The organism is Serratia sp. CY56464 (genome assembly GCF_052168435.1).
In the GTDB taxonomy this organism is placed as follows: Bacteria; Pseudomonadota; Gammaproteobacteria; order Enterobacterales; family Enterobacteriaceae; genus Serratia; species Serratia marcescens.
Map to the genome: position 1 here is coordinate 1925153 of NZ_JBJNMV010000001.1, position 17329 is coordinate 1942481.

Genomic DNA, 17329 nt, shown 5'->3' on the forward strand with positions numbered 1-17329 from the left:
AAAAAAAACGTCAAAAATTGCATATAGTTTCAGTATACAAACAGAAAGGCCGTTTCGCCCTACGGGCGTCGAATAACTGTTTATCTGATTAAACTAACCGCTTTTCAACGGATAAAAAAGCAGGACTATCATCCACGCGCACAAAAAAATAGCCACCCTGCGGCGGCTATTTTCGGATTTTTAGGGCGTTTTTCTGCGTTATGGCGTTTCAACCGGCGCAGTGCCCAGCGCCGGCGGCTCGCCGGCGAAACCGCGCAGCCCCACCACGTGCACATGCTCGTGGTTCTGGAACACCTTACGCACCAGTTTATAGGTGGTGCCCTTCTCCGGACTGATGTTTTCCGGCGCCGCGATGATCAGCTGCATCTCCAGACGATCGCACAGTTCGAACAGCGTGGCGATCGACTTGGCATCCAGACGCGCCGCTTCATCGAGGAACAGCAGGCGACACGGCGAGATATCTTTACCGCGCAGGCGGCGGGATTCTTCTTCCCAGCTCTGCACCACCATCACCAGGATTGACATCCCGGTACCGATGGCTTCACCGGTAGACAACGCGCCGCTTTCCGCACGCAGCCAGCCGTCGGAACCACGGTACACCTCAACTTCCATTTCCAGGTAGTTGCGGTAGTCCAGCAACTCCTCGCCGATGGTCTGCGGCGTGCGCTGCCCCATGTCGATCTGCGGATTCAGGCGCTGATACAGCTTGGCCAGCGCTTCGGAGAAGGTCAGGCGGTTGCTGTTGAACAGATCCTGATGCTGTTCCTGCTGCTCGGAGAGCACATCCAGCAGAGTGGCATGCGCTTCGCGCACATTGACGTTCAGACGGACGCTCTTCACCTGGCCGAAGGCAACGGCCTGCAGCCCCTGGTTCAGCATGCGAATGCGGTTCTGTTCGCGCTGAATGGTTTTGCGAATGATGTTAGCCACGCTTTTCGAACTGATCGCCAGCTTCTGCTCGCGCGCTGTCAGCTCTTCGGTCAGACGGCCCAGCTCGATTTCCATCTGCTCGATGGCCTCGACCGGATCGTCGGTGCGGATGATGTCCTGACGGATACGCTCGCGCAGGTGTTGGTACACCGCGATATAGAACTGAATCTTACGCTCCGGCCGCTTCGGATCTTCCGACAGGCGCAGCACGTCGCGCAGGTGTTCGTTATCCGCCACCGCCAGACGCAGCGCGCCGAGCGCCTTATCCGACATCGAGCGCAGCTCGTCGCCATCCATATACGCCAGCTCGCGGCGGTGCAGGCGGCGTTCCACGCCGTTGTCTTTCACCAGGCGCATCACCGCGCACCACCCCGCCTTGGCGGTCACCACCTGCTCGCGCAGCTGATGATAGTCGCGTTCCAGCTTCCGCAGTTTCTTCTGCAGGCCGTCCATTTCGGCTTCGCAGAAGGTCAGCTGTTTCTCCAACTGATTGCGGCGAGCGCGGTTGTTGCTCAACGCCGCATGCAGCTCGTCGCGACGCGCGCGCGCGCGCGCTTCAGCGTTGGCGTCGGCCTGCACGCCGATATCCACCAGCTCCTGGCTCAGCTCTTTCAGCATGTCGCGCTTGGCGTCATACGAGCTTTTCAGCGAGGCCAGCACCTGGCTGTATTGGGTGAACTGGGTTTGATACTGACGCAGCTGCTCACGGGCGCGGGCGCGTTCGGCTTCCGCCTGCTCCAGACGCTGACGCAGCTTGTCGTTGAGATCGTTGTTGGCATTCTGCATGCCGGCGGAGTCGGTATAGCTGAAGTGCGCGCGACGCTGCACCACTTCTGTCAACGCGAACGCCTGCTGTTTAGCCTGACGCTGCACGCTTTGCGCCTGCGCATAGTCCTGCTGCAGCTGTTCATGCTGCTGCGGATCGCTCTGCAGCACTGACAGCAGCGGCTCCAGTTTGGTCAGTGACACCCCGTGCTGTTGAATGTGGCGCGCGGCGTCCTGCGCTTCTTCCAGCTCTTCGCGGATCTCGTCGACGCGATCCTGCAGCGTTTCATCGTTCAGCAACGACACCAGCGGCATCAGGCGGTTGAGCGCGGAAATGCCCTCTTTGGCCTGGTCGTACTGCTGACGCTGCTGCTGATTCTGCGCTTCGTGATTGTTCAGCGCACGCTCGATCTCGCCACGACGGGCGTTCAGACCGCGGATCTCCGCTTCCGGATCGGCGTCGAACGCCACCGCCAGATGGGTGCCGATAAAGCGGCTGAAAGCCTGGTGCGAGCGCTGAGTTTTCTGCACGTCGAACGACAGCGTGGCGTAACGCTCCGCCAGCGTTTCACGCTCGGCATGCAGCACCTCCAGCCGGTTTTCGCGCGCCGCACGGCCGAACAACGGCACTTCCGGGTAGCGGGAATAACGCCACTGGCGATCGGCGATCTTCACCACCACCGCTTTGTCCTGTTCTTCGACGGCAAATACGCTGTCATCGAACGACTGCGGATCCCCTTCGATCAGGTAAAGATCTTCCGGGCAATCTTCCAGTCCTTCCAGCATCTCGCGCACCAGCGACAGATCCGGCACCACGATGGCGTGGCGCGAAGGGCCATACAGCGCCGAGAAGTAAGGTGCGTCATCAATAGTGACGTCATCGTAAATTTCCGACAGCAGCACGCCGCCGAAACGTTCGGCCAAGGTGACCAGGCGTTGATCTTCCGCGCCGCCCGGCTGGCTGAGGCGCTCGATCTGCGCTTCCACTTCGCGCTTGCGGGCCGCCACTTCGTCGCGCTCGACGGTAGTTTCACGCTCGCGCTCCAGCAGTTGCTGCATGTATTCGGTCACCTGCTGGCTGTTTTCCAGCGGCTCCCCGCTCTGATCGCTGAGCTGGCTCAGGGCATCCTGCGCCGCCAGCCACACTGGGGCGCGCGCCGTCAGCTCACGGATGCGCTGCTGGATCTGTTCCAGCTCCTGGCGCATCTCCATGCGGCGTTCGCCGGCTTCGCTGACGTTCTGCGACAGCGCTTCCAGGCGCTCTTCCAGCTCCTGCTGCAGCATGTCGAGATCGTCCGGCTGGTACTCTTGGCCATGGCGTTTGCAAAACTCTTGCAGCAGGCGCTCGGCGTCCTGCTGCGAGCGCAAGCGCTGCTCCAGTTCGCTCAGGCGCAGGCGCAGCGGCTGAACGCGCTCGGCTAAGTGCTGCTGCGAAGGCCAGTCGCGCAGCAATTCGCGCGCGCACTGCCAGGCTTCGCTGCGGCTGACCTGACCGGCGATTTTACCCACCAGCTGATAGGCCTGTTCGAACTGGCCGTGCGCGGCGTCGGCCACGCTCAGCTTCTGTTCCAGCATCAGCAGCGCTTCGGTCGCCTCCTGCTCGCGGGCCTGGAAGGTATCCAACCACTGTTCGGCATTATCGGCAGTCAGGTCCGGCAGTTGGCACAGCGCGCGCGCGCGCTCCAGTGCCTGCAGCGCCTGCTGGTACTGAATGGCGCGGGTCTGCTGCACATCGAGCGCCTGCTGGTAGTCGGCCAACTGGCTCTTCAGCTCATCCACTTCCAGCTCGGCCGCTTCGGCGCGCGCTTCGTTTTCGGCCTGTTGCTCGCTCGCCTCGGCTACCACTTCGTTCTGCTCTTCCAGACGGTAGGTCAGCTCTTCCAGATCGGCTTCATAGCGTTCGATCTTCTCCTGCTGACGCATGGCCGTCTGCACCAGATTCAAGTGGTCGCTGGCGGCCTGGTAATCGGTTTCCAGATCGGATTCAGCGCCGCTCTGTTCGCTCAGCTCGCGCGCCATTTCCACATGGCGATACTGTTCGGCGGCCAGCTGCTTGCGGCTGCCCAACAGATCGCTGCGCAGCGCCAGCGCGCCGTCCAGATGGATTCGGCGTTCGTTGGCATGACGCATATAGTCCGCCGCCACATAGGAGGTGGCCTCGGAGATCAGATGCTTGAACAGGTCGCGATCCGACTGGGTGACGCGGATCGCTTCCAGCGTCATGCGGTTTTCGCGCAGCGCCGCTTCCATGTCCTGGAACGCCTTGCGCACGCCGCTATTTTCCGGCAGCAGGTAATCGCGCAGCGAGCGGGTGATGGCGCTGGAAATACCGCCGTACAGCGACGCCTCAATCAGACGGTAGAACTTGCTGCGATCGGCGGACGAACGCAGGCGTTTCGGGATCACGCCCAGATCGAACATCAGCGAGTGGTAATCGGTGATGGAGTTGAACTGCTTGAACTGCACGCCCTCCATCTCTTCCACGCGCTCTTTCAACTCTTGCAGCGACAGCACGCGCGCCTGGCGCTCACCCACGGTCTGGGTCAGCAATTCAGTCGGCTGTACCGCGGTCGGCAACCCCTGAATGGTGAACGGTTTGATATCGACCTTGCGATCGCGCCCCGCCACCTGCTGCAGACGCACGCCAACCACCACGCGCTGGTGGCGTGAGTTGACGACGTCAAGGGTGGAGTAACACACGCCGGCGCGCAGCTTGCCGTGCAGGCCTTTGTCGCGTGAGCCGCTGGTGGCGCCCGCTTCGGTGGTGTTACGGAAGTGCAGCAGCGTCAGGTCGGGGATCAGTGCGGTGACGAAGGCCGCCATGGTGGTGGATTTCCCCGCCCCGTTACCGCCGGACAGCGTGGTCACCAGCTCATCCAGATCAAAGGTGCGGGCGAAGAAGCCGTTCCAGTTAACCAGCGTCAACGAGCGAAATTTACCGCGTTCAATCATTCCTGTTCATCCTCTGCACCGTCAGGAGCGTTATCAACCTGCTGATCCTCAGCGTCATTCTCATCGTTCAGCGACAGGCTGGTTTCAACCGGCATCGCCTCGCCGTCGCGAATCATGCGCAGTTGCGCTTCACGCGGATCGTCGCCGCTGCGCACGTCGGCGCCGAAGCGGAACACCGCCTCGGTAATGCGGAACTTGCTGCTGTCATTGCCCATGAAATAGACCATGCCGAGGCGGCGCAGGCGGTTCAGGGAAGTGCGCACCTTTTCGTGCAGCTTCTGCCGATCGAGATCCGAACCGGTGGAGCGCTGGTTGACGAACTTCAGCAGCTTGTTCTCATCGGCCAGGCCCAGCAGCTCGTCGTACAGCTCCTGATGACTGAAAATGCCTTCGTGCGCCAGGCGCTCGGGGCTGAGATACAGGTAGCACAAGATCTTACCCACCATCATATCCAGCTCGGACAGCACCGAACGCGGGATCAGCGTGGTGGAGCGCGGGCGCAAATAGAAGAAGCCTTCCGGCGCCCGAATCAGCTCGACGCTGTAACGGTTGTAAAATTCTTCCAGCTCATCCTGGAAATCCATTAAAAAGGCGTGGTTGTCCAGCTCATCGATACCGATGTGACGACCCGCGCGCAGTTGGCTGTCCAACGCCGGAAACAGCGAGTTGGACAGCGCCTTGGCCAGCTTGACTGGCATTACTTGTTCAATATTTGTCGATGACATGGGCCTGGACCTTGGCTCCGTAATCATTGATTGCCTGCCATTCCGCCGGCAACCCTGAGAAATCTGCTTCAGCCACACCGAGGCGAACAGCCTGGTCGACCACTAAACGTGCCACGTCGAAATGACGCGCACGCGGATATTGCGCCAGGTAATCGCGCATCACCGCCGCAAGGTTGAGCGGCATCTGCTGTTCCTGGTACACCTTCAGCGCCTCTTCGATCATCGCCGCCAGCTGTTCGCGAATCTCGCTGAACTCTTCGAATTCCAGATCCGGCGGCAGTTCCCCGGTCACTTCCTCGCTGCGCAGCGCCAGTTCTTCGTCGCGCATGTCCAGCAGACGATCGGCATTGGCATGGGTCAGCGCCCACGGGTGGTCGAAATAGGTTTGCACCGACTGACGCAGGCGCTGGGCGAACACGCGGTTTTTGTCCATATCGATAGCGGTACGGATAAATTTATGCACGTGGCGATCGTAGCCGATCCACAGGTCGATCGCCTGCTGGCCCCAGCTGATGATGCGATCCAGCTTGCTTTGCAGATCGAACACCAGCTTGTCGACGAAACCCAGCTCCACGTTGCCGAGGGTTGCGTCCTGGATGCGCAGCAGGTTGGCCTGCAGCTTATCGCCCGCCGCATCCAGCGTATCCTGCAGCTCGCGCAGGGTACCCGAGGTTTCCGACAACAGCATCTCGCAGCTGGAGATCGCCGCCCGCCAATCCTTGCTCAGCAGCGCCGCGATGTCGTTCTTCACGCTCTGCTGCTGCTCATCCATCACGCGTTGGGTCATGTCGATGCTGTCGAAGATTTCCGCCACCGAATATTTCAACGGCGCGAACACGTTGCGGTGCCAATGGAAATCGTCGCCGCCCTCGTCGGCGGCATCGGCGGCGCGTTTGAGTTCCTGCGCCACGATCGACAGCTGCATCGACAAACGCAGCGTGGAGAATTCGCGTTGGCGAATATAGTAATCGGTAATGCCGATACCCAGCGGCGTCAGGCGGTAAATCGCGTTGCCGTCCGCCAGCTCGCTGGTAAAACGGTTCAACAGGCGCTGGCGCACCATGTCGTTAATCGCATTGTTGGCGCGCATCGCCACCGTTTCATGCGTCTGTTCAAAACCCTTGCTGACATGGCGAAATGCATCAACCAGCTCACCTTCGCTCATCTCGCCATCCAGTCGTTCGCCGTTCAGGGTGGCGATGGCGAGCAGAAATGCGAGACGCTCCGTAGGGAGCGAAATAGAGAAATCATTTTTCCGTGCCCAGGCGACCAGTTCGGGTACTGTCTGGGAAAATTCACTCATAGTTCGTCCTTCAGGTTTGGTTTATGCGCCATGACGTGAATATAGCGCCCCAAACTCACGTACGGCTCCTGCCGGCAATAGTGCTGTTCAAGCGCCAGTAACTCTTCAAATTTTTGTGTTTGCAGCTGTCTGCTCTGCAGATAGTCGTGGAACACCCGCACGCCGGTTTTGCCGCCGATGCGCATGCCCAGCAGTTCCAACCAACCGTAGACCAATAGCGGATCGTGCGGATATTGCGGCGACAGCGAACGCTTGCGGCGCCGTCTGACCTCGGGATCCACCAGTTGGAAATTACCCAACACCACGTTGCGCATCAAGAGGCCGTTGGCGTTGAAGAACATCAGCGACAGCGCGCCGCCCGGCGTCAGGCAGTCATACAACGCCTGCAGCGCCGCTTCGGGCTCGGCGATCCATTCAAGCACTGCATGAAACAATATCAGATCAACCGGCTGTTCCAAATGTTGAGCGATATCCTGCGCAGAACTTTGTACGAATTGCATGTTCTGGCTCACACCTTTCTGCTCCGCCAGCTGCGCGGCGCGCTGGATCATCTCACCAGAAAGATCGCACAACAACACCTGATGTCCTAATTCTGCCAGTTGGCAGGCCATATGGCCTTCACCGCCCCCGGCGTCGAGAATGCGCAGCGGCCGCTGCGGCAACTGCGCCAGCAGCCCGGTCAGATCCTGCCAAACCACCGCCTGGCGGATTTTTCCTTTCGTGGTGCCGTAAATATTACGCGCAAATTTTTCAGCAATATCGTCAAAATTACGATCCTGCATGGACAACGGCTCCGCTGATCTCAGTCTTGTCGGCGGCAAAGCGCACGCCCATTCAAACCTGCTATTTTGGCACAGACTGGCTTAGAATGTATCTTCTTGCGGCCTGTTTATACCTGGATGCCGATTTTTCACCCAAAAGGATCTGATTTTCGATGCTGTTCAACCTGAAAAAGTTCTTTGGCGCCCTGCTGATGCCACTGCCGCTGTTGATGCTGCTGATGGGGCTGGCGCTGCTGCTGCTGTGGTTCACCCGCTGGCAAAAAAGCGGTAAGACGATTTTCACGCTGAGCTGGCTGTTTTTACTGCTTTTCAGCCTGCAACCGGTGGCCGACCGGCTGCTGCGGCCGATCGAAGCCGAATACCAGACTTATCGCGGTAACGATCCGGTCAGCTACATCGTCGTGTTGGGCGGGGGCTATACCTACAATCCCGATTGGGCGCCCAGTTCAAACCTGCTCGGCAACAGTCTGCCGCGCGTCACGGAAGGCGTGCGGCTCTACCTTGCACATCCCGGCGCCAGGATGGTGTTCACCGGCGCGTCCGCCGGCCCCATGCAAAGCAACGCCGCCACTGCGGCGCTGGTGGCCGAAAGCCTGGGCGTGCCGCGCAGTGATATGGTGATCTTGGGGGAACCGCGCGATACCGAGCAAGAGGCCGCTCAGGTCGCCAAGTTGGTCGGCGAGCAACCGTTCATTCTGGTGACCTCCGCCAACCATCTGCCGCGCGCCATGCGTTTCTTCAAGGCTAAGGGGCTGCACCCGATCCCGGCGCCGGCCAATCAGTTGGCTATCGACTCGCCGCTGAATATCTGGGATCGCGCCACACCGTCGTCAATGTTCCTCGGCCATACCGAGCGCGCCTGGTATGAAACGCTGGGTAGCCTGTGGCAATGGCTGAAGGGCGCAGATAGCGCCGGCGCAGAGTAAAGCCCGTTCAACCGGCCAGCCAGGGCAGCAGCTGTTGCGACGCATAGTCGAACGGCCGCCGCTCCAGCTTGCCGGTATGGATCAAACGCCCTACCGCTTCCCATACCGCATATAGCCAGCGCCGCGCCAGGAAAGCGTCGGCGACCGGCGCCCGCTGCAGATAGTTGAACAACAGCTGGCTGGGCATGCCCGCCTCGCAGAGGCGGAAAAGATCGTATTCGCGCGGCGCCCACAGCACTACGCCGGGGTTGAGCATCGCCAGCAGTTGATCGGTTTTGGGATCTTTCAGCATGCTGCGCAGCGATAAGTTACCGTGCACCAGAACACAGGGATCATCGAAGCCGACGAAGAAATGGGTCAGCGTTTCACGCGTGCGGTACAGCAAACGTCGATCCGCCATGGTCAACTGCGGGGTGGTGAGATTGACCACCGTCGCCCACAACACTTCGACCCGCTGTTGATACCAGCAAAACCAGTCATTCTCCTGCGTGCTGTCAACGCTGCCGACGCTGCCGTGGCTGTCGATGCGGTGCCAGGCCAATATCCCGTCAACGATCTGCTCCATCAGCATATTCCAGCGATCCGGCGAGCGCGTCGGCGCCTCAGCCGACACGCCGCGCAGGCGCTCGATCAGCAGGATTTCCGTATACGGCGCCTGGTGGGTGCACACCACGCCATACACCGTAGGCAGGCGAATATCCCCGTCGCGCGCCAGCATCGACAGCTTGTACGCCTCCTGCTGGGCGATGCCCCGACAGATAAAGCTTTTCGCCATCAACGGGATCGCGTTGCCCTGCCGATCGTACAGTGAATACATATGCGCATAAGGCTGTTCGCTCACCCGCTCCAGCCGGCTGATGGACTCACCCAGCACAATGCTCAGTTCGGCGCGTAACTGCTCCATAAGGCATTCACCTCAGGCTAATTAGGGGGGATACGTAACATCATCAAACGGCGAGCGGAAAAATTCTTCAACGCAGATCAACAAAACGGGGATCAATAATGGGGGTGTTGCATCGTCGGCGCGTTGCGCGGCGCGCCGACGAAATCAGGCTCAAGGTTGAATGCTGTCGCGCACGCGCTGGAGGTCTTCCGGCGTATCGACCCCCACGCTCGGGATCGCTTTCGCGACCGCCACGTGGATCTTTTCACCGTACCACAGCACGCGCAGCTGTTCCAACAGCTCGATCTGCTCCAGCTGGCTCGGCGCCCAGCTGACGTAGCGGCGCACGAAGCCCGCGCGGTACGCGTAGATGCCGATATGACGCAGCAGGCTGTCGCCGATGCTCTCTTTCGACGCGGCGAAACGCTCGCGATCCCACGGAATCGTGGCGCGTGAGAAATAGAGCGCGTAGCCCTGCGCGTCCATCACAACCTTCACCGCGTTGGGGTTGAAAGCCTCTTCGGCGCTCTCGATCGGCACCGCCAGCGTCGCCATGCCGGCCTGGCTGCCCGCCAGGTTCTCCGCCACCTGCCGCACGATCACCGGTGGGATCAGCGGTTCGTCGCCCTGCACGTTAACGATGATCTGATCGTCGGCAAAGCCGTAGTGCGCGATCACTTCCGCCAGACGCTCGGTGCCGGAATGGTGATCCGGGCTGGTCATGCACACTTCGCCGCCGGCGGCTTCCACCGCTTTGGCGACTTCAGGATGATCGGTCGCCACGATGACGCGGCTGGCGCCGGACTCACGGGCACGCTCCATCACGTGTACCACCATCGGCTTGCCGTGAATATCGGCCAGCGGTTTGCCCGGCAAACGGGTTGAGGCGTAGCGGGCGGGAATAATAGCGATAAAACTCATGCGTGCTTCTCATCCAGCGACAGCGCACGCGCTTCATTTTCCAACAGTACCGGAATGCCGTCACGCAGCGGGTAAGCCAACCCGTCCGCTTTGCACACCAGCTCCTGGTTTTCTTTATTGAAATAGAGTTTGCCGTTGCATACCGGGCAGGCAACGATTTCGAGTAAACGGTGGTCCATGCATCCTCCGCTAGGGGATAGGTCATCTGGGAAAGGCAGTGAGGATAGCATAATGCCCGGCCTCAGGTTAATCATCGGCAGCGCCAACCCGCCGATATTTCCTCACTGCGTCAGCGTGACAGCTTGAACTGCGGCGCATCCCGGCGTAGAATTTTGTGATGAAAATCACAAAAGAAAGCAGTGATACATGATCAAACGTCTGCATAAAATCATCGCTCTGTTCGCTAACTTCAGCCACTGAGCCCCTTTGTAACGAGCGACGCTTCACTTCGTTTTACCCCACCGACGGCGTCGCTCGTTATCCCACTTCCCAGCCGGCACCCCATTCAGCGGCTAACGCGGCCGGAATGTCGCCCAGCGCGACGCGTTGCGCACCGTGCCATTTGGCCGTGCGCGCGATGGCCTGCCGGATATCCTGCGTTCGCTGTTTGCCGAAGCGCACCTGCGGCTCCGCATGGAAACTGATGATCTCGAAGATGCCCTGGCGACGGTGCGCCTTGGCGTCAATCCGCCCCACCAGCTCGCCCCGATGCAGCACCGGCAACGTGAAGTAACCGTAGCGGCGTTTTTCTTTCGGCGTGTAACACTCCAGCCGATAGTCAAAGTTGAACAGTTCGAGCGCCCGGCGGCGATCCCACACCACCGGATCAAAAGGCGACAGCAGGCTGGTGACCGTCGATTTCAATTTGCCCTGCTCCGCCAGCGGCAGCAGTTCCGCCAGTGATTCATGCACATAGAACTGCCCTTCCAGCCCCTCTACCTGCACCGGCGAAATTTCCCCCTGCGCCTGCAGCTCTGCCAGCAAGGCTTTTGGCGCCACGCGTTTCAGCCGATAATAATCCGCCAACCATTCGGCGCGAAAAATGCCCAGATAGCGGCAGGTGCGATGCAGCATCTGCCGGCGCGCCCGCTCCGCAGGCAGCGCATGACGCGCATCGTCCCAGGCCGGCAGCAGCCTTTCGGTCAGATCGTAAACCCGGTGGAAGTTGCGACGCTCGGCCACCATCAGCTTGCCGGCGGTAAACAGGATCTCCAGGTGCCGTTTCTCCGGTTTCCAGTCCCACCACCCGCTGTTGCCTTTCTTCTCGGCGCTGAAATCGGCGGAACGCACCGGCCCCTGTTGTTCGATGTGCCGCAGCAGGTTGTCCATCGCGGCCTGGTGCTGCTGCACCCAGTCGGCCGAGTATTTCCAGCCCATATCATGCGGCGCCAGCATGCGGTGGCGCAGCAGACCAAAATCTTCGATCGGCAGGAAACAGGCCTCGTGCGCCCAATACTCGAACAGCTTGCGGCCGGCGAGCGCCTGCTCAAGCCACTCCGGCTGATAGGTTCCCAAACGGCTGAACAGCACCAGATACGGGCTGCGAGCGACGACGCTAATGGTATCGATTTGTAACAGCCCCATGCGCTGGATCGCGCTCACGACGTCATCGGGCCGAGCCTGGCGTTTAAGCGGAGAAAGCAGCCCCTGGGCGGCAAGGTGCAACGCGCGAGCGGCGGTAAGGGAAATGGTCGGGGTGGTCATCCTGATATCCGTGGCGAGTAGGCAATGGCCTGATAATAGTGGATATCGCGGGATTTATCTTCGCCAGTGCTTGCGGGTGGCGACACCGGCACTGGCGAGGAAGGAGGATGCGATCAGAACGCGATAACGTCTGCCGCGGACAGCCCATGCGAGCTGCGATAGATCGAGAACTCAACGTTCTGACCTTCGTTCAACGACTTATTTTTGGTGTTGGCGATAGCGTTGCGGTTGACATAGATTTCGTCGCTGCCATCTACCGGTGAAATAAAACCATAGCCTTCGGCCTGATTAAACCATTTCACACGACCCATTTTTAACACAGTATTTTTAAACATAACTTATATCCTTTTACTTGAGCATCCTTGACAACGTCATTTTTTATATTGTCTGGACGCTACCAGCCCATCCTAAAGTTTTTCGTAACAAACCTCTCGTGAGCAAAAAAATAAAAAACCCGCACTAAGGCGGGCTTGTTGAACTTAATATCTTCCGCATGACTCAGCGCTGAAGCGTCACCATGGTTGTATTAAGATCTCTTTATACGCGTTCCCTGTCTTCTTACAGAGCAACTACGTTGGCGGCAGCCGGCCCGCGCGGGCTGTCCTGGATGGTGTACTCGACACGCTGGCCTTCAGCCAGGGTCTTGAAACCGTCGGTCATGATTGCGGAGAAGTGTACAAATACATCTTTGCCGCCGTCGTGCTGCTCAATGAAACCAAAACCTTTGCTTTCGTTGAACCACTTAACTTGACCAGTCTTCTTAGACATTACTTTTACCTTTAAATATATTTACAAAACCTGCCATAAGAGGCAATTGCGGCCATTTCAGAAACATTACTTATGGGAGGTACTTAGAAGGTTCGTCTTTGAAGCGGAATCGGATGATAACGTTTTTGGAGGAACTGCTTAACTCTAAACTCGAACATAAATAGGTCTGGATTACAGGCCGACTTGCATTTACTCATAAAAATGGTGAATGCACAAGAGGTTTATTGCAATAAATTCATCATTACGCCGAATTTATTTTTATCCCCCTGAATATACATGACTTAATTTAACGCTCGCCGCGGCCGATCCACCGCGTTCCTCTCCTCACCGGAGCATCATTTGCCCGTCTGAGCGCTGCAAATGAGAGCTAACGCATAAAACTCTAATATGCTTGACGCTGCTATAACAAATCCCAAATCAGATGGCTAAACTTGAGGGGAAAACAAGGCAGACGGCTTTTTCGCCAGCACTTTTGCCGCTAAAAACACGATTTTTCAGATTATGCTGAATCAAGGAGCTATGCGCATGACCGCCCAGCAGTTCGTTTCACCTAATGAAATCCGCGCCAGATTCTCTCACGCGATGTCGGACATGTATCAAAAAGAGGTACCGCTGTACGGCGATCTGCTGGAGCTGGTGGCGGAAACCAACCGACAGGTTCTGCGCGAAGATGCCGCACTGGCTCATCAACTGCAAATCACCGGCGAGATCGAACGCCTGGCCATGGAGCGCCACGGCGCGATCCGGGTCGGTACGGCGGACGAACTGGCCACCCTGCGCCGCCTGTTCCGGGTGATGGGCATGGCGCCGGTCGGTTACTATGATCTATCGGTGGCGGGCGTTCCGGTGCACTCCACCGCTTTTCGCGCCATACACGAAGACGCGCTGCAGATCAGTCCTTTCCGCGTGTTCACCTCCCTGCTGCGCCTGGAACTGATAGAAGATCCCGCGCTGCGTGCGCTGGCCGAGCGCTTGCTGGCGCGCCGCCGTATCTTTACCGATCGCGCGCTGGAGCTGATCGCGCTGCAGGAAGCGCATGGCGGGCTGAATGAAGTGCAGGCGCAAGAATTTGTCGAACAAGCGCTGGAAACCTTCCGCTGGCACAACCAGGCGACGGTCAGCGCCGAAGAATACCAGCAGCTGCACGATCAGCATCGCCTGATCGCCGACGTGGTGGCGTTTAAAGGGCCGCATATCAACCACCTGACACCACGCACGCTGGATATCGATCGCGTTCAGCAAGCGATGCCCGGCCGCGGTATTACGCCCAAAGCGGTCATCGAGGGCCCGCCGCGCCGCCGCCGCGCGATCCTGCTCCGCCAAACCAGCTTCAAAGCGCTGGAAGAAAGCGTCGATTTCGTTGAGCACGACGGGCACGCCGTCGCCGGTCACCATACCGCGCGCTTCGGCGAGATCGAACAACGCGGCGTGGCGCTAACGCCTAAAGGACGCGAACTTTACGACCGTTTGCTGCAGGCGACCAACGATGCGTTGCAGGCGCCACCGAGCGAGAAGAATGCCGAGCTCTACTATCAACTGCTGGAGGAAAACTTCCGGGCGTTTCCGGATGATTACGCCACGCTGCGTGAGCAACAGCTGGCCTGGTTCCGCTATTTCCCGACCGAATGCGGCCTGGCGGCCAAAGAGTCGCTGGATAAGCACAGCACCCTGGAACAACTGATCGAGAAAGAACACGTTCGCTTCCAGCCTCTGGTGTATGAAGATTTTCTGCCGGTCAGCGCGGCGGGGATTTTCCAGTCAAACCTGGGCGACAGCCGCCACGCGCAGTACAACGCCGCTTCCAGCCGGGCAGCGTTTGAACAAGCGTTGGGCAGTGAGGTGATCGACGAGCTGGCGCTGTATCAGCAAACCCAGCAGCGTTCGCTGGAAGCCTGCGCGCAAGCCTTGGGACTTGCCACGCTGGCATCCTGAGATTACTTAGTCAGCAGAGATTCGATATCCTGCAGCAATTGCTCAGCCTGAGCGGAAGGTAGCACCGCATCAACCGGCAAATACCACCAATTAGGCTGGGCAAAGGCGCGACACTTCACCGCGTCCTTCTCCGTCATCAACAGCGTTTGATCGGCTGCAACCAGCGCCGCCAGCTGTTCCTGCTGATATTCCTGATGATCGGCAAACGCCACTTCCTGTACGACTTCGACGTTCAACTTTTCCAATGTCGCGAAGAAACGCGGCGGATGGCCGATGCCGGCCATCGCCACCACGCGCGGCAGCTCAGCCGCCGGGCGACGTTCACCGCTCAGCAGGTTCACCGCATCACGCGCCTGCAGGCGCATGGCAATTTCCCCGGTCTGCGCCACGCCGCCATTGGCGACGCACGCATCGACGCTGCCAAGCCGCGCGGCACGCTCGCGCATCGGCCCGGCTGGCAACCACCAGCCGTTGCCGAAACGACGCACGCCATCGATGACCACCAGCTCGAAGTCACGCTGTAAAGCGTAGTGCTGCAAACCGTCGTCGGTGATGATCACATCCAGCGGCTGTTGTTGCAGCAGGGCCTGCACCGCCTCGGCTCGCTTGGGCGCGATCGCCACAGGCGCACCGGTACGTTGATAAATCAGCACCGGCTCATCGCCCGCCTCACGGGTCGATGTATTCTGACCGAGCACCAGCGGATAAACCGCCGACTTGCCGCCGTAGCCGCGTGACACCACGCCAACGCGATAGCCCCGCTGTTGCAGGTGTTCCACCAGCCAAATCACCATCGGCGTTTTGCCGTTGCCGCCGGCGGTGAGGTTACCCACCACCACTACCGGCACCGGCGAACGCCAACTTTTACGCAGGCCGCAGCGGTAACTGAGACGGATCAGCCAACTGAACAAACCATAGAGCCACGAGAGCGGCAATAGCGCCAGATAAAGCAACGAACCGCCGGACCAGATACGCTCAATCATTATTGACCAAACTGCATGCGGTGCAGCTGCGCATAGGCGCCATGCCGCTCAAGCAACTCGGCGTGTTCACCGCGTTCGACGATGCGGCCGTCCTCCACCACCAGGATCTCGTCCGCCTTCTCAATGGTCGACAGACGGTGCGCGATCACCAGCGAAGTGCGGTCTTTCTGCAGCTCGTCCAGCGCGGCCTGAATGGCACGCTCGGACTCGGTATCCAGCGCAGACGTCGCCTCATCCAGGATCAGGATCGGGCAATCGCGCAGCAAAGCACGCGCGATGGCAATGCGCTGGCGCTGGCCGCCGGACAGCATCACGCCATTTTCACCGATCACCGTATCCAGGCCGTTTTCCATCTTGTTAATGAAGTCCATCGCGTACGCCATTTCCGCCGCTTTCTCAATCTGCTCGCGGCTGTATTCGCTCTCGCGCGCATAGGCGATGTTGTTGGCGATAGTGTCGTTGAACAGGTGCACGTTTTGCGAGACCAAGGCCACCTGATTGCGCAGCGAGGCCAGGGTATATTCACGCAGATCGTGACCATCCATCAGGATTTCACCTTCCTGAATATCGTAGAAGCGCGTCAACAGGTTGGCGATGGTGGATTTACCCGAACCGGAACGGCCCACCAGCGCGACGGTCTTGCCTTCAGCGATTTTCAGGTTGATATCACGCAGCGCCGGCGTGTCTTTGGCCGGGTAGTAGAAGGTGACGTTACGGAATTCGATGTCGCCTTTCGCACGCTTCACTTCGCGGGTGCCGGTGTCTTTTTCCTGTTCCATATCCAAAATGGAGAACAGCGTCTGACAGGCCGCCATCCCTCGCTGGAACTGGGCATTGACGTTGGTCAGCGACTTCAGCGGACGCATCAGCGCGATCATCGACGAGAACACCACGGTAATGGTACCGGCGGTCAGGGTTTCCATCACGCTTGGGAAGCTGGCGGCAAACAGCACGAACGCCAGGGCCAGCGAAGCAATCAGTTGAATGATCGGATCGGAAATGGAAGACGCGGAAACCAGTTTCATGCCCTGTTGGCGCATGCGGTTGCTCACCGAGTTAAAACGCTCGGTTTCTACCTGCTGGCCACCGAAAATCAGCACTTCTTTATGGCCTTTCAGCATCTGTTCGGCACTGGTGGTCACCTGCCCCATGGTGTTCTGCATGTTCTTGCTGATGTTGCGGAAACGCTTGGACACCAGGCGAATGGCGATGGAGACGATCGGTGCCAGCACGATCAGGATCACCGACAGCTGCCAGCTGTAGTAGAACATCATGATGAACAGGCCAATGATCGAGGCTCCTTCACGCACCACGGTCACCAGCGCGCTGGAAGAGGAGGAAGCCACCTGCTCGGAATCATAGGTAATGCGCGACAGTAAAGTCCCGGTGGACTGCTGATCGAAGAAGGCCACCGGCATTCTCATCATGTGGCCAAACAGGCGGCGGCGCATTTGCATCACCACCATGCCGGAAACCCAGGAAATGCAGTAGCTTGAAACAAAGCTGGTCACGCCGCGCATCAGCATCAGCGCAATCACCGCCAGCGGCATCCACACCAGCACGCTGCTGTCGGTTTTTCCAAACCCATCGTCCAATAACGGTTTAAGCAGAGACAGCATCAGCGTGTCCCCCGCTGCGTTCATAATCAACGCAATGGCGGCCACAATCAGCCCGGTCTTAAAAGGAGTGATCATCGGCCAGAGTCGACGGAACGTCTGCCAGGTCGAGAGATCTTTATCATTCATCATGCAAATA

Annotated in this window: 14 protein-coding genes; 2 read left to right on the forward strand and 12 right to left on the reverse strand. The window is 59.0% G+C overall.

Annotation, left to right across the window (positions count from 1 at the left end):
* Positions 1–198 precede the first annotated feature (198 nt).
* From mukB to cmoM, 4 genes are read right to left on the reverse strand one after another with little or no spacing between them, the layout of a single operon-like run.
* Positions 199–4647 carry a chromosome partition protein MukB gene (mukB, locus tag ACJ8KE_RS09430; protein WP_016928310.1) on the reverse strand — a complete coding sequence of 1483 codons (4449 nt, stop codon included), beginning with the start codon at positions 4645–4647 and terminating at the stop codon, positions 199–201.
* Positions 4644–5372, reverse strand: a complete 729-nt coding sequence (mukE, locus tag ACJ8KE_RS09435; RefSeq protein WP_442517224.1) for a chromosome partition protein MukE — start codon at positions 5370–5372, stop codon at positions 4644–4646. The genes mukB and mukE overlap by 4 nt, the downstream gene beginning before the upstream one ends.
* Positions 5353–6675 (reverse strand): chromosome partition protein MukF, encoded by a 1323-nt coding sequence (gene mukF / locus ACJ8KE_RS09440; protein WP_004928228.1) that lies wholly within the window; start codon positions 6673–6675, stop codon positions 5353–5355. Before mukF ends, mukE begins: the two co-directional genes overlap by 20 nt.
* The gene (gene cmoM / locus ACJ8KE_RS09445; protein ID WP_016928312.1) at positions 6672–7457 is read right to left on the reverse strand and encodes a tRNA uridine 5-oxyacetic acid(34) methyltransferase CmoM; all 786 of its coding nucleotides are present in this window, start codon (positions 7455–7457) and stop codon (positions 6672–6674) included. The genes mukF and cmoM overlap by 4 nt, the downstream gene beginning before the upstream one ends.
* A gap of 152 nt (positions 7458–7609) precedes the next feature.
* Between cmoM and elyC the strand changes: the two genes are divergently transcribed.
* Positions 7610–8383 carry an envelope biogenesis factor ElyC gene (elyC, locus tag ACJ8KE_RS09450; protein ID WP_015377333.1) on the forward strand — a complete coding sequence of 258 codons (774 nt, stop codon included), beginning with the start codon at positions 7610–7612 and terminating at the stop codon, positions 8381–8383.
* A 7-nt stretch (positions 8384–8390) separates the two neighbouring features.
* Here elyC and ACJ8KE_RS09455 read toward each other — a convergent pair whose 3' ends face one another.
* The 6 genes from ACJ8KE_RS09455 to cspE all read right to left on the reverse strand — a co-directional run bounded on the left by ACJ8KE_RS09455 (position 8391) and on the right by cspE (position 12659).
* On the reverse strand, positions 8391–9287 hold the full coding sequence (locus tag ACJ8KE_RS09455; RefSeq protein ID WP_049300509.1) for a YcbJ family phosphotransferase: 897 nt from the start codon (positions 9285–9287) through the stop codon (positions 8391–8393).
* A 150-nt stretch (positions 9288–9437) separates the two neighbouring features.
* A complete protein-coding gene (kdsB, locus tag ACJ8KE_RS09460; protein WP_004928235.1) occupies positions 9438–10187 on the reverse strand; it encodes a 3-deoxy-manno-octulosonate cytidylyltransferase in 750 nt (249 codons plus the stop codon).
* Positions 10184–10366, reverse strand: a complete 183-nt coding sequence (locus ACJ8KE_RS09465) for a Trm112 family protein (protein ID WP_004928237.1) — start codon at positions 10364–10366, stop codon at positions 10184–10186. Before ACJ8KE_RS09465 ends, kdsB begins: the two co-directional genes overlap by 4 nt.
* A 298-nt stretch (positions 10367–10664) precedes the next feature.
* Positions 10665–11891 (reverse strand): winged helix-turn-helix domain-containing protein, encoded by a 1227-nt coding sequence (locus tag ACJ8KE_RS09470; protein WP_049300510.1) that lies wholly within the window; start codon positions 11889–11891, stop codon positions 10665–10667.
* Between the two features lie 113 nt (positions 11892–12004).
* Positions 12005–12226 carry a cold-shock protein gene (locus tag ACJ8KE_RS09475; protein WP_004928241.1) on the reverse strand — a complete coding sequence of 74 codons (222 nt, stop codon included), beginning with the start codon at positions 12224–12226 and terminating at the stop codon, positions 12005–12007.
* Positions 12227–12449: 223 nt separating this feature from the next.
* Positions 12450–12659: a transcription antiterminator/RNA stability regulator CspE gene (cspE, locus tag ACJ8KE_RS09480; protein WP_004928244.1), complete on the reverse strand. Its 210-nt coding sequence runs from the start codon at positions 12657–12659 to the stop codon at positions 12450–12452.
* A gap of 525 nt (positions 12660–13184) precedes the next feature.
* Between cspE and hglS the strand changes: the two genes are divergently transcribed.
* Positions 13185–14591 (forward strand): 2-oxoadipate dioxygenase/decarboxylase HglS, encoded by a 1407-nt coding sequence (hglS, locus tag ACJ8KE_RS09485; protein WP_116403753.1) that lies wholly within the window; start codon positions 13185–13187, stop codon positions 14589–14591.
* A gap of 2 nt (positions 14592–14593) precedes the next feature.
* Here hglS and lpxK read toward each other — a convergent pair whose 3' ends face one another.
* Both lpxK and msbA read right to left on the reverse strand, forming a co-directional pair.
* Positions 14594–15574, reverse strand: a complete 981-nt coding sequence (lpxK, locus tag ACJ8KE_RS09490) for a tetraacyldisaccharide 4'-kinase (RefSeq protein WP_306376707.1) — start codon at positions 15572–15574, stop codon at positions 14594–14596.
* Positions 15574–17322, reverse strand: a complete 1749-nt coding sequence (gene msbA, locus ACJ8KE_RS09495) for a lipid A ABC transporter ATP-binding protein/permease MsbA (RefSeq protein ID WP_079449440.1) — start codon at positions 17320–17322, stop codon at positions 15574–15576. The genes lpxK and msbA overlap by 1 nt, the downstream gene beginning before the upstream one ends.
* Between the last annotated feature and the right edge of the window lie 7 nt (positions 17323–17329).

What these genes read in the sequence shown, in the direction of transcription:
- mukB (WP_016928310.1), bottom strand. Translation starts at nt 4,647, where the DNA reads ATGATTGAACGCGGTAAATTTCGCTCGTTGACGCTGGTTAACTGGAAC.
- mukE (WP_442517224.1), bottom strand. Translation starts at nt 5,372, where the DNA reads ATGTCATCGACAAATATTGAACAAGTAATGCCAGTCAAGCTGGCCAAG.
- mukF (WP_004928228.1), bottom strand. Translation starts at nt 6,675, where the DNA reads ATGAGTGAATTTTCCCAGACAGTACCCGAACTGGTCGCCTGGGCACGG.
- cmoM (WP_016928312.1), bottom strand. Translation starts at nt 7,457, where the DNA reads ATGCAGGATCGTAATTTTGACGATATTGCTGAAAAATTTGCGCGTAAT.
- elyC (WP_015377333.1), top strand. Translation starts at nt 7,610, where the DNA reads ATGCTGTTCAACCTGAAAAAGTTCTTTGGCGCCCTGCTGATGCCACTG.
- ACJ8KE_RS09455 (WP_049300509.1), bottom strand. Translation starts at nt 9,287, where the DNA reads ATGGAGCAGTTACGCGCCGAACTGAGCATTGTGCTGGGTGAGTCCATC.
- kdsB (WP_004928235.1), bottom strand. Translation starts at nt 10,187, where the DNA reads ATGAGTTTTATCGCTATTATTCCCGCCCGCTACGCCTCAACCCGTTTG.
- ACJ8KE_RS09465 (WP_004928237.1), bottom strand. Translation starts at nt 10,366, where the DNA reads ATGGACCACCGTTTACTCGAAATCGTTGCCTGCCCGGTATGCAACGGC.
- ACJ8KE_RS09470 (WP_049300510.1), bottom strand. Translation starts at nt 11,891, where the DNA reads ATGACCACCCCGACCATTTCCCTTACCGCCGCTCGCGCGTTGCACCTT.
- ACJ8KE_RS09475 (WP_004928241.1), bottom strand. Translation starts at nt 12,226, where the DNA reads ATGTTTAAAAATACTGTGTTAAAAATGGGTCGTGTGAAATGGTTTAAT.
- cspE (WP_004928244.1), bottom strand. Translation starts at nt 12,659, where the DNA reads ATGTCTAAGAAGACTGGTCAAGTTAAGTGGTTCAACGAAAGCAAAGGT.
- hglS (WP_116403753.1), top strand. Translation starts at nt 13,185, where the DNA reads ATGACCGCCCAGCAGTTCGTTTCACCTAATGAAATCCGCGCCAGATTC.
- lpxK (WP_306376707.1), bottom strand. Translation starts at nt 15,574, where the DNA reads ATGATTGAGCGTATCTGGTCCGGCGGTTCGTTGCTTTATCTGGCGCTA.
- msbA (WP_079449440.1), bottom strand. Translation starts at nt 17,322, where the DNA reads ATGATGAATGATAAAGATCTCTCGACCTGGCAGACGTTCCGTCGACTC.